This window comes from Allobosea sp. RIT-PG3_2, from assembly GCF_057321085.1.
The window spans coordinates 461672-473680 of record NZ_JBXWCA010000003.1; the positions used below are offsets into that span (position 1 = coordinate 461672).

A 12009-nucleotide genomic window follows, 5' to 3' on the forward strand; every position below is an offset into this window, starting at 1 on the left:
TCTCGTTCCCTGTCGTGCGGCCTTCGCAGGCCGCCCTTCGATCAATTCGCCTTCGGACCGCCATTCGACCCGGAGGTCGGACGCGAACCGAGCCGATAGACGGATCTCAGGCCGGCGATGGTTCCGATCACCATGAAGGCGATCAGCAGGAACGGAGACGTTCCCAGCCACCGGTCGCCGAGGTACCCGATCAGGGCGCCTGCGATGATGCCGCCTGCGAGATCCGTCGCGGCGCGAAAGCCTGAGGACATAGCACCCGCAAGGGCCTTGTCCTCTCCAGCCGGGCCCGCGCCCGGCTTATCGTTCTCTTCCGCCCGTTTGATTGCGGACTTCAGGGAACCCAGTCTTGCGCGCAACTCCGAGTCTGAGGCGTTTGGGTCGGGTTCGGGCATGGTCTCGGTCCTCCGTCTTGATCGCGTTTACGCCGCGATCCCGCGAAAAACCACTATAACCACGACCAAACTCGCGCATCGAGCCGTCGTCAGCACGGCCTCCTTTATTGACAGCCCCCCGCGCTGTCAAGGCAGGTGGATAACGCCTAACACATTGGAATATTTAGAAATTCGGGCTGGGTGCGACATTCTTGCCGCAATGCGGCGCAGATTGTGGCATTTTTTCAGCGCAGGGAACGCCGCCTTCAGACGGCCTCGCGGATGCGTTCGGCGGTGGCGAGGTCGACAGAAACCATCTGGCTGACGCCGCGCTCGGCCATGGTCACGCCGAAGAGCCGTTCCATCCGCGCCATGGTGATCGGATTGTGGGTGATCAGGATGAAGCGCGTCTCGGTATTCCGCGCCATGTCCGCGAGCAGGTCACAGTAACGCTCGACATTGGCGTCGTCGAGCGGCGCGTCGACCTCGTCGAGCACGCAGATCGGCGAGGGATTGGTCAGGAACACCGCGAAGATCAGCGCGGTCGCGGTCAACGCCTGCTCGCCGCCCGACAGAAGGGTCATCACCTGCGGCTTCTTGCCGGGCGGGCGGGCGAAGATTTCGAGCCCGGCATCCAGCGGATCTTCCGAATCGACCAGCTTGAGCTCCGCCTCGCCGCCGCCGAACAGGATGCCGAAGAGGCGCTGGAAATGCGCGTTGACGATCTCGAAGGCAGCCAGAAGCCGCTCGCGGCCCTCGCGATTGAGCGCCCCGATCGCCTGGCGCAATCGCCGGATCGCCTCGGTCAGGTCGTCGCGCTCGCCGGAAAGCCCCTCGCGCTTCGTCTTCACCTCCGCGAGTTCGTCCTCGGCGCGCAGATTGACGGCGCCGAGCCGCTCGCGTTCGCCCTTCAGGTTCGCGAGTCGCCGCTCGACCGCCTCCGGCTCGGGCAGGGCGTCGCCCGGCCTGATCCCGGCGATTCCCTGCAGCCCGTCGAGCCCGGTTTCCAGCCCGTCCTCGATCTGCCGGGTGATGTCGTCGACACGCTGGCGGGCGGCTTCGAGCCGCGCCTCGGCCGAAGCGCGGCGTTCGCGCGCGCCGGACAGCCCTTCGAGCGCAATGCGGGCCTGCCGGTCGGCGTCCGCAAGCGCCGTTTCGCCGGCGGCGAGCCTGTCGGCGGCGTCGCGGCGGGCGCCTTCCGCCTGCTCGATCTCCGCCACGAGCCGACGCCGCTCGGTCAGGAAGGTGTCGGGTGCTTCCAGCAGCGTCTTCTGCTCGGTGCTGGCGGCTTCGATTCGGCGCCGTGTTTCTTCGGCGGTCTGCAGGCTTGCCGTTGCGCGCTCGTTCCAGGCCCTGATGTCGGCGGCGATGGCGGCGCGGCGGCGTATCCGCAATTCGGCCTCGCGCGCCAGCGTCTGGACCCGGGCGCGCGCATCGGAGGCCGCAGCGCGGCTCTCGCCCAGCAGCACGCGCGCCTTGAGCAGCGTGTTCTCCAGTTCCGCGGGGACAGGCAGCGCCGCGAGCCCGGCTTCATGCGTCGCGATCTGCGACGCCGCTTCGGAGACGGCCTGGCTGAGACGCTTGATCGCCTCGGCCAGCGTCGAGCGCTTCACCAGCGTTTCGGCGGCCTTGCGCTCGGCGGCGGCCAGTTGCTCGCGGGACTGATCGACGCCACGGCGGGCCTGCCGCGCGGCCTCGATCGCGGCGGTCTCCGCTTGCGCGGCCTTGCGCGCCTCGGTGCTGACGACCTCCAGCGCCCGCCGGGCGGCATCCGCCGCTTCGCGCGCCGCTTGGGCCGCACGCTCCAGATCGGCAAGTCGGTTCTTCTCGGACAGCCGCCGTGCGGCCGGCGAGGGCGCGTCGGCGGCGCTGGTGAAGCCGTCCCAGCGCCAGAGATCGCCCTCGCGCGAGACCAGGATCTGGCCCTGCTTCAGATGATGCCGCATCGCTTCGCCGTCGCCGCGCGCGATCACGCCGATCTGCGCCAGTCGCCGCCCGAGGGCCGCCGGTCCCCCGACATGGTCGAGCAGCGGCGTCGCACCTTCCGGCAGTGCCGGATCGTCGGATCCGGCGCCTGTGTCGTCCCAATGGGCAGGGGCCGCCGCCTCGGTCGAGGCATCGAGATCGTCGCCGAGCGCCGCGCCGAGCGCGACCTCATAGCCCTTCGCGACGCTGAGCGATTCGAGGATCGCCGGCCAGCGATCGCCCGCCGCCGGGGCGAGCAGCTTGCGCAGCGTGCCGATCTCGGTGTCGAGACGCTGCGCGCGGCGGTCTGCTTCGGCGAGAGGGCCTCGCAGCGCGGTCTCGCGCTCGCGCGCCGCCGCGACGGCCGAACGCGCCGCGGCGACTTCGCCTTCCGCGCTCTGCGCAGCCTTCTCTGCCGCCGCCAGCGCCTCGCGCAGCCGGTCGAGCATCGTCTTCGCGTCGGAGGAATCGAGGATTTCGAGTTCGCGTCGCAGTTTCTCCCGCTCGCCGGTCGCACGATCCTGCCGCTCGCGGGCCTCACGCACCGCACGTTCCAGGGCACCGCGCCGGGCGGCGAGATCGGACAAGGCCGCCTGTGCCGCGCCGTGCTCAACCTCCGCTGCGGCAAGCGCAGCCTCAGCCTCGCGCTGTGCCGCCGTGGCGGCTTCCGCGCCGGAGCCGGCGCCATCGCCCTCGCGGGCAAGCGCGGCATCCTCCTCGCTGAGCCGGGACAGGCTTTCGGCGGCATCGCGGCCGACGCTTTCCTGACGCGCGAGATCGGCCTGCAATTCGGTGAGGCGGCGGCCGAGTTCCTCCGCTCGCAGGCGGGCGCGGCGATTCTCGGCTTCGAGCTCGTCGAGCCCGCGCTTCAGCCGGACCAGCGCCGCGGCAGCCGTGGCCTCGCCCTCGCGCAACGCCGGCATCTCATGGACGGCAATGGCCTGCCGCTTGGCGGTTTCGGCCTGGATGCCGGTCTGGTCGGCGACGCCGCGCACCGCTTCCTCCAGCACGCGCGTGGCCTGCGCCTCCTGGGTGCGCGCATCATGCAGGGCGATCAGCGCCAGGATTGCCTCGGCCCGGCGGATATCGGAGGCGAGGCTGCGATAGCGCCCGGCCTGCCGTGCCTGTCGCTGCAGGGCTTCGATCTGCCCGTCGATCTCGCCAAGCACATCCTCCAGCCGGGTCAGATTGTCCTCGGCGCCGCGCAGCCGGAGCTCGGCCTCATGGCGGCGGCTGTGCAGCCCGGCGATGCCCGCGGCGTCCTCCAGGATGCGCCGGCGCGATTGCGGCTTGGCCGAGATGATCTCGCTGATCTGCCCCTGCCGCACGAGCGCCGGAGAGCGCGCGCCGGTCGCGGCATCGGCGAAGAGCAGCTGCACGTCCTTCGCCCGCACCTCCTTGCCGTTGATGCGGTAGGTCGAGCCTTCCTCGCGCTCGATCCGGCGCGTGACTTCGAGCACCTCCGCCTCGTTGAAGGCGGCGGGCGCCTTGCGGTCGCTGTTGTCGAGGGTGAGCGAGACTTCGGCCATGTTGCGGGCCGGGCGTTCGCCCGAGCCGCCGAAGATGACGTCGTCCATCCCCGAGCCGCGCATGTTCTTGAACGAGCTTTCGCCCATCACCCAGCGCAGGGCTTCGACGAGATTGGACTTGCCGCAGCCATTCGGCCCGACGATGCCGGTCAGGCCGGGCTCGATCAGGAATTCCGTCGGCTCGACGAAGGTCTTGAAGCCGGCGAGCTTGAGGCGCGTCAGATGCACGGCTGCGCCTCGCCGCTTCTCCCCGCGAGCGTCATCCCGGGCGACCGAAGGGAGACCCGGGATCCATGCCGGAACGCTTCCGTTTGGGGTTCAGGCATGGATCCCGGCTCTGCGCCGCTTTGCGGCTTGGCCGGGATGAAGGCGAGAAAAGGGACTGCGAAAACCGCGCCCTCACTGTCCGAGGAGCGGCTCCAGGATCTTGTCGAACTCGGCGATCGAGAGCGCACCGGAACGCTTCTGCCCGTTGATGAAAAAGGTCGGCGTCGAATCCACGCCAGCCTTGGCCCCGCCATCCTTCACGACAGTGACGGCGTCATAGATATCCTGCCTTTTCAAGCAGGCCTCGAACGATTCCTGTGTGAAACCGGCCTGTTTCACCAGCGCGGACAGCGCGTCGACCGGCTTTTCGGTGAAGGCCCAGTTGCGCTGCTGCGCGAACAGCAGGTCCGTCATCGGGAAGAACTTGTCGTTGCCGTTGCAGCGGGCGAGCATGAAGCCGGCCGTCGCCAGCGGATCGAGCGGGAATTCGCGGAGCGTGAAGCGCACCTTGCCGGTGTCGATGTACTTCTTCTTCAGCTCCGGCCACGTCGTTTCATGGAAATGCGCGCAGTGCGAGCAGGTCATCGACGCGTATTCGACGATGCTGACCTTGGCGTCGGCCGGGCCGAGCCAGACATCGCCGAGCGGGCCGGCGTCGGGCAGCTTGGTCTGGGCCCGCGCGGCGTTCGTGCCGGCGAGCGCGGCAGCGGCGATGCCGGCCGCGCCGGTCAGGAGCTGTCGCCTGTTCGTCATCGTGAGAATTCCCCGGAAGGTCCAAATCGGTTGCGGAGCTATAGAGGCCATCGCGATTGTGGCAAGAGCACATCGCGCCGCGCACCGCCTCGCTCACGAAGCCGTGTCATGGCCTCGCGTTTTCGCGTTGAGGGCGACGGCGCGGCCGAGCCGCGCCAATGCCTCGCGCAGCCCCTCGTCGGCGACGCAGGCGACCTGCTCGTCGACGCGTGCGGCAGCTTCCCCGTCGAGCTTCGGCACCGGCTTGGCTGTGACAGGCGGGGCAACCGGCCCCTGCTTGAGCACGAGCTTGCCGACAGCGCGCCAGCCGAGATGGGTGTTCACCCGTTCGACGACCAATGGGCCGAGCTGCTGCATCTCCAGCGCGAAGGCGCCCTCGACGCGCACGACCATCGTCGCCGGCTCGGTCGCCTCGCCCGGAGCGGGCCTGCGGCGCGGCCAGTCGATCTTGAGCGGGCGCGAGCGCGCCGCCAGCCGCTCGCCGACGATCTCCGGCCAGAGCGAGACGATGGCGCGCCCCGCGAAACCCTGCGCGGCGAGCGCGGGCGCGATGCAGTCGTCGATCAGCTCTGCGAGCGGTTTTGCGGCCATGGCCCAGTTTGCGCGAGCGGGCGGTGGCAAGGCAAGTCGAATGTGTCGGGAGGCGAGAAATGGGCTTCGGCTTGCGACCCCACCGGGAACTTGGACAGGTCCGCGCGCAAGGCGAATCCTTGCGGAGGGACGATCTCCGTGGTTTGATGCGCGTAGAGGGGTTATCGCGACGACCCCGTGAGGCGTCAGCCCAACGATCGCGTCCATTATCCTCGGTTCATCGGGATGGACGCTCATGTCTTCATTCACCCAGATATCGCCACAGCAGCTCTCGCGTCTCGTCGGAACGCTTGACGCGCCAACGGTCATCGATGTCCGCATCCCCGACGATGTCGCCATCGATCCCCGAATCCTGCCCGGAGCGGTTCACCGCTCTCATAAGAACGTCGCGGAATGGGCGCGCGAATATCTTGGCCAGCGCATCGCCGTCGTCTGCCAGCGCGGCCAGAAGTTGAGCGAAGGCGTCGCGGCATGGTTGCGTCACGAAGGCGTCGAGGCCGAGAACCTGGCGGGCGGCTTCGAGGCGTGGCGAGATGCCGGTGGCATCCTGGTCGCGACCGGCAAGCTGCCGGCGCGCGATACCGCCGGGCGCACCTTATGGGTCACGCGCTCCCGGCCGAAGGTCGACCGCATCGCCTGCCCATGGCTGATCCGGCGCTTCGTCGACCCCAACGCCGTGTTCCTGTTCGTGACGGCCGCCGAAGTGCCTGATGTTGCCGACCGCTTCGGGGCGACACCGTTCGACATCGATGACGTGTTCTGGAGCCATCGCGGCGAGCGCTGCACCTTCGACGTCATGATCGAGGAGTTCGGCCTGGCCAATCCGGCGCTCGATCAGCTCGCCACGATCGTGCGCGCGGCCGACACCGCGAGGCCGGACCTCTCGCCGCAGGCGCCAGGCCTCCTGGCTGCTTCCCTCGGGCTCTCGCGGATGTATCGGGACGATCTCGAACAACTGGGCGCGGGCATGTTGCTCTACGACGCCTTCTATCGCTGGTGCCGGGATGCAACCGAGGAGACCCACAACTGGCCGTCCGTCCCGAAGAAGTCTTGAGGGAGGGCGCCATGACGATCGCTTCGACCTCGGACGACACCCATATCTCGCCGTCGGCGCCGACATTCGCAGAGGCCACCAGGGTTTGGGCGAAGATCGGCTGCCTGTCGTTTGGCGGCCCAGCCGGGCAGATCGCCCTCATGCACAAGGAGCTCGTCGAGGATCGGCGCTGGATCGGCGAGCAGCGCTTTCTGCACGCTCTGAACTACTGCATGCTCCTGCCGGGTCCGGAGGCGCAGCAACTAGCCGTCTATATCGGCTGGCTGATGCATCGGACCATCGGCGGCCTCGTCGCGGGCTTGCTCTTTATCCTTCCCGGCGCACTGGTGATGCTCGGGTTGAGCCTGCTCTACGTGCTCTACCGGCAGGTGCCGCTGGTCGATGCCGTCTTCTTCGGCGTCAAGGCGGCTGTCCTTGCGGTCGTGATCGAGGCCTGCCTCCGCATCAGCCGTCGCGCCTTGAAGAACCGCGCGATGGTCATGATCGCGATTGCAGCCTTCGTCGGGATCTACCTCTTCAAGATCCCGTTCCCGATCATCATTCTTGCCGCCGGCATCGTCGGCTGGGCCGGAAACCGCTACGCCCCCGCGACGTTCGCCGGCGGTGGCCACGCGGCCAAAGCCGGCGCGCCCGAATTCAAGGGCGTGGTCGACCTGATGTTCGAGCGCGGCGAGCTTGCGCACGCCACGCCTTCGGGCGCGAGGGCGCTCCAGACGGCCGCGCTCTGGCTTCCGCTCTGGCTCGGCCCCGTCGCCCTGCTCTGGTTGCTGACCGGGCAGGCCAGCGTCTGGACACATATCGGCGGCTTCTTCAGCACGATGGCTGTCGTCACCTTCGGCGGCGCCTATGCGGTGCTGGCCTATGTCGCGCAGGCCGCGGTGGAGAGTTTCGGGTGGCTCGCGCCGGGGGAGATGGTCGACGGACTCGGGCTCGCCGAGACGACGCCGGGTCCGCTGATCCTGGTGCTGCAGTTCGTCGGTTTCCTCGCAGCCTATCGCGCTCCGGGTGTCTTCGATCCGCTGCTGGCCGGTTGCCTCGGGGCGCTGCTGACGCTTTGGGGCACCTTTGCGCCCTGCTTTTTCTGGATTTTCCTCGGGGCGCCCTATGTCGAGGCATTGCGCGGCAACAAGGCTCTCGCAGCGGCCCTGACCGCGATCACCGCCGCGGTGGTCGGCGTGGTGATGAACCTCGCATTATGGTTTGCGCTGCACGTGGTTTTTCGAGAGGTGCGCTCGGTGAGCTTTCTCGGCCTCTCGCCTGATATGCCGGTCTTTGCGTCGGTGGATTGGCAGGCCGCGCTGCTGTCAATCGCGGCGATGATCGCAATGCTGCGGTTCCGGGTGGGCATGATACCAACCTTGGCCATGGCAGCCTTGGCCGGCGTCGTGCTGCGTATGGCTTTCTGAAACAAGGGCTTCGGGGCTGCCCAGGCATGTCCGCTCCTGGCTCCATGGCGCATGGCCGCCTGCCTCTTCGCTGACATCGGGAGCACCCGCCGCCGTTCGGCCCTTCCACAGCTTCGGCTCCTCGCGCTAAACCGGACGCATGGACGCCCCCGTTCCGATGCCCCGCGCCGCCGATCTGCTCGCCTGGTACGACCGCCATCGCCGCGCGCTGCCCTGGCGCGCCGTTGCAGGCGCGCGGCCCGATCCCTATCGGGTCTGGGCCTCCGAGATCATGCTGCAGCAGACCACGGTCACGGCGGTGAAGCCCTATTACGAGCGCTTCATGACCCGCTTCCCGACGGTGAAGGCACTTGCCGACGCGCCATCCGAAGAGGTCATGCAGGCCTGGGCCGGCCTCGGCTATTACTCACGCGCCCGCAATCTCCATGCCTGCGCGAAAGCTGTGATGGAAAGCCATGGCGGCCGCTTCCCCGATACGGAGGACGGCCTGCGCTTGCTGCCCGGCATCGGCGCCTATACGGCGGGCGCCGTGGCCGCGATCGCCTTCGACCGGCCGGCCGCGGCCGTCGACGGCAATGTCGAGCGCGTCATGACGCGGCTTTTCGCGATCGAGGACGAATTGCCGGGCGCGCGTCCGCTGATCCGCGAGAGGGTGCTGGCGCTGCTGCCGCATGGCCGTCCGGGCGATTTCGCGCAGGCCTTGATGGATCTCGGCGCAACCATCTGCACGCCGCGCAATCCGGCCTGCGGCCTTTGCCCGTGGCGCGAGCCCTGCCGGGCGCGGGTGGCGGGCACGCAGGAGAGCTTTCCTCGCAAGGCGCGCAAGAAGGCCGGTGTGACGCGCTATGGCGCCGCCTTCGTGCTGACGCGGGCCGATGGCGCGATCCTGCTGCGCACGCGTCCCGACAAGGGACTGCTCGGCGGCATGGCCGAGGTGCCGACCAGCGAATGGCGCGCCGATTACGAACTCGACGGAGCCGCGCAGGATGCGCCCTTGCCGCTGCGCTGGAACCGGCTGCCCGAGCCGGTGCGCCATGTCTTCACGCATTTCCCGCTGGAACTGACCGTGTTCACCGGCAGCGTGCCGCCGCAAACGCGGGCGCCCGCCGGCATGCGCTTCACGCCGCTGGTCGATATCGCGAGCGAGCCGCTGCCGAGCCTCATGCTCAAGGTGGTCGAGCGTGCCGGGCTTTATCGCTCGAAGACGCGGTAGGTCATCGTCGGCAGGTCGACGGACCATTTGAAATAGCCCTTGGAGTAGATCTTGCCGCGGTTCGGCGGCCAGGGATCGTGGATGCGCAGCGTCGTGCCGGTGCCGTCGGGGTTGCCGTCCCCGCGCATGCCGACCACCACGATCATATGGCCGGGGCTGCCGCGCCCGGCGGTGTATTCGTCGACGCGCCAGAGCATGTCGAACATCAGCGGCCCGCGCGACAGCGCCTGCCGCAGCAACTCGACCGACCAGGACATCGGCGCGTTGCAGCGCAGCCCGTGGATGCGGCCATAGCGCTGGCCGGTCACGATCGCCTGGTCGCTCTCCGACGAGTTCAGCAGCCCGCCATCGGAGGCGATCATGTCCGGCGGCGTCCTGGCGATGATGATCGGCACGGTCGAGTTCTTCATCATCGCCGTCGAGGTCGCCCAGCAGGTCGTGTTCGTCGGCTGGGCGATGAAGGAGACCTTGTGCAGGATCGGCGCGAAGGCCTCGATGTCATAGAGGCAGGATTGCGTGGCCGGGCCGGCTTCGCCGTCCTCGACCAGCCAGTTCTTGCGCTGGAGGGCGAGCACCGCGCTGCGGGTCAGGTTGCCGAACTGGCCATCGGGGACGAGCAGCGGCCGCGGCTTCAGCGTGGCGTTCAGCGCTTCCTGAAGCTTCTTGACCTCAGGCCCGCGGGAACCGTTTTTCAGGATTGTGGCCATGACGTATCCGCCGGAGATGTCCTGCGCCCAGAGTGCGTGCGCCCAAGGGGCGCAGGCATCATCCGAACGAAGGACAGGCGCGTGGATACGGGGCGGCCCGCCGTTCAGGCGGCCGCCATCTGCGCCCTGATCTCGCCGCGCAGCGTGTCGAGCACGGTCAGATTGCCGCCGCGCTCGACATGCCAGAAGGTCCAGCCATTGCAGGCGGGCAGCCCCTGAGCGAGAGCGCCGACCTTGTGGATCGAGCCCACCGCGGGGCCGAGGATCAGCGTGCCGTCGGCCCGGATCACGGCCTTGTGGCGGCGCTTCTCGTCATGGACGGTCTCGCCCGCCTTCACCAACCCGGCCTCGACCAGGCTGAGGAACGGCACGCGCGGCTCGCTGCGCTTCGAAGGAGCGGTCGAGAAGGCCTCCGGCGCGAGTGGCGTCACTGCGGCGATGCGCTCGCGCGCCGCCTTGGCATAGACCGGATCGCGCTCGAGCCCGATGAAATGGCGGCCGAGCGCCTTGGCGACGGCGCCCGTCGTGCCGGTGCCGAAGAAGGGATCGAGCACGACGTCGCCGGGATTGCTGGCCGAAAGCAGTACGCGGGCTAGCAGGGCCTCCGGCTTCTGCGTCGGATGCACTTTGGCTCCGCCAGCGTCCTTCAGGCGCTCCTCGCCGGTGCAGAGCGGCAGATACCAGTCCGAGCGCATCTGCAGGTCGTCGTTGCCGCCCTTCAGCGCCTCGTAATGGAAGGTGTATTTCGAGCTTTCGCCGCGCGCCGCCCAGATCAGCGTCTCATGCGCGTTGGTGAAGCGCCGGCCGCGGAAATTCGGCATCGGATTGGCCTTGCGCCAGACGATGTCGTTCAGCATCCAGAAGCCGAGATCCTGCAGCGTCGCGCCGACGCGGAAGATGTTGTGATAGCTGCCGATCACCCACAGCGCGCCGTCCGGCTTCAGCACGCGCCGCGCCGCGGCGAGCCAGGCACGGGTGAACGCATCATAGTCGGCGAAGGAGGCGAACTTGTCCCAATCGTCGTCGACGGCGTCGACGAGGCTGTCGTCGGGCCGGCGCAGATCGCCGCCGAGCTGGAGATTGTAGGGCGGATCAGCGAAGACGAGATCGACGCTCGCCGGCGGCAACGCATTCATCGCCGCGACGCAATCGCCGACGAGAATCTGATCCAGCGGCAGTTCCGATGGAACGCCGATTGTTTCGGGAAGGCTCTTGGCCTTCATCCGAGCCCCCAGCGCAGGCCGTCCGGTACGCGAAACTTGAATCCGGACGGGAGCGCTGGCGGTCCCGGTACGCGAGATACCCATGACGCCAAGACCGTTACGCAACTTCAACAAGCGCGATATTGGCCGGACAGGGTAAAGGGCGGGTTTCCGCTTTGAAAAAAATGCGTCCCGTTTTGGGGCTGCAGAAATTGCCTAGCCCATTGGCATTGAAAGGAAATTTCCTAACGGGAATTAACGCTTCGCCCTGCCGTAACGGCAGTCTCTAGCGCGACCAGACGCCCTTCACCGGGGCGAAGGAGTAGCGGTGCTCGGGGCAGGGGCCGTGCTCGGCGATCGCCTTGCGGTGCTGCGGCGTCGCATAGCCGACATGGCCGGCGAAGCCATAGGCCGGATAGCGCCGCGAGAGCCGCGCCATCATCCTGTCGCGTGTCACCTTGGCGACGATCGAAGCCGCTGCGATGGAGGCCACCGCCCCATCGCCTTGAATGATGGCCTCGCAGCCGCAGCCGAATTGCGGCGGGTCGTTGCCGTCGACCAGCACATGCAGCGGCGCGAGCGGCAGCGCGGCTACGGCCCGGCGCATCGCGAGCAAGGTCGCCTGGCGGATGTTCAGCGCATCGATCTCGATCGCGGTGGCGCTGGCGACCGCGACGGCCAGCGCGCTCTCGACGATCTCGCCGAAGAGTTCCTCGCGGACCGGCGCCGACAGCTTCTTCGAATCGTCGAGCCCATGCGGCACGCGGGCAGGGTCCAGGATCACGGCGGCGGCCACAACAGGCCCGGCCAGCGGCCCGCGCCCGACCTCGTCAATGCCGGCAAGCGGCCAGCGGCCGGTCGCGATGGCGTGGGTCTCTCGGCTGAAATCGGCGGGCATGGCCGGGTTATGCAACATCCGTCCCTGGGGAGCCAGAGCGACATGAGTGCGCT

9 protein-coding genes and 1 pseudogene are annotated in these 12009 nt (G+C 68.3%); 3 read left to right on the forward strand and 7 right to left on the reverse strand.

Annotated features, from left to right (window positions below):
- Positions 1 to 41: 41 nt before the first annotated feature.
- The 4 genes from AC2FAN_RS12505 to AC2FAN_RS12520 all read right to left on the reverse strand — a co-directional run bounded on the left by AC2FAN_RS12505 (position 42) and on the right by AC2FAN_RS12520 (position 5476).
- A complete protein-coding gene (locus AC2FAN_RS12505; RefSeq protein ID WP_265052234.1) occupies positions 42 to 392 on the reverse strand; it encodes an AtpZ/AtpI family protein in 351 nt (116 codons plus the stop codon).
- A 245-nt stretch (positions 393 to 637) separates the two neighbouring features.
- On the reverse strand, positions 638 to 4093 hold the full coding sequence (locus tag AC2FAN_RS12510) for a chromosome segregation SMC family protein (protein WP_485174360.1): 3456 nt from the start codon (positions 4091 to 4093) through the stop codon (positions 638 to 640).
- Positions 4094 to 4264: 171 nt separating this feature from the next.
- Complete coding sequence (locus AC2FAN_RS12515; RefSeq protein ID WP_476805047.1) at positions 4265 to 4885, reverse strand: DsbA family protein; 621 nt, start codon at positions 4883 to 4885, stop codon at positions 4265 to 4267.
- A 93-nt stretch (positions 4886 to 4978) separates the two neighbouring features.
- Positions 4979 to 5476 (reverse strand): DUF721 domain-containing protein, encoded by a 498-nt coding sequence (locus AC2FAN_RS12520; RefSeq protein ID WP_485174362.1) that lies wholly within the window; start codon positions 5474 to 5476, stop codon positions 4979 to 4981.
- 235 nt (positions 5477 to 5711) lie between these two features.
- Here AC2FAN_RS12520 and AC2FAN_RS12525 point away from each other — a divergent pair, with 235 nt between their 5' ends.
- The 3 genes and pseudogenes from AC2FAN_RS12525 to mutY all read left to right on the forward strand — a co-directional run.
- Positions 5712 to 6530, forward strand: a complete 819-nt coding sequence (locus tag AC2FAN_RS12525; protein WP_485174364.1) for a chromate resistance protein ChrB domain-containing protein — start codon at positions 5712 to 5714, stop codon at positions 6528 to 6530.
- Between the two features lie 11 nt (positions 6531 to 6541).
- Positions 6542 to 7936: a chromate efflux transporter gene (chrA, locus tag AC2FAN_RS12530; RefSeq protein ID WP_485174366.1), complete on the forward strand. Its 1395-nt coding sequence runs from the start codon at positions 6542 to 6544 to the stop codon at positions 7934 to 7936.
- A 139-nt stretch (positions 7937 to 8075) separates the two neighbouring features.
- Positions 8076 to 9122: pseudogene (gene mutY / locus AC2FAN_RS12535) on the forward strand (A/G-specific adenine glycosylase); the annotation flags it as partial.
- A 5-nt stretch (positions 9123 to 9127) separates the two neighbouring features.
- Here mutY and AC2FAN_RS12540 read toward each other — a convergent pair.
- The 3 genes from AC2FAN_RS12540 to rnhB form a co-directional block, all read right to left on the reverse strand.
- Positions 9128 to 9856 carry a peptidoglycan-binding protein gene (locus tag AC2FAN_RS12540; RefSeq protein ID WP_265052241.1) on the reverse strand — a complete coding sequence of 243 codons (729 nt, stop codon included), beginning with the start codon at positions 9854 to 9856 and terminating at the stop codon, positions 9128 to 9130.
- A gap of 104 nt (positions 9857 to 9960) precedes the next feature.
- The gene (locus tag AC2FAN_RS12545) at positions 9961 to 11163 is read right to left on the reverse strand and encodes a site-specific DNA-methyltransferase (protein WP_442864910.1); all 1203 of its coding nucleotides are present in this window, start codon (positions 11161 to 11163) and stop codon (positions 9961 to 9963) included.
- 181 nt (positions 11164 to 11344) lie between these two features.
- Complete coding sequence (rnhB, locus tag AC2FAN_RS12550; RefSeq protein WP_265052243.1) at positions 11345 to 11956, reverse strand: ribonuclease HII; 612 nt, start codon at positions 11954 to 11956, stop codon at positions 11345 to 11347.
- Positions 11957 to 12009 lie beyond the last annotated feature (53 nt).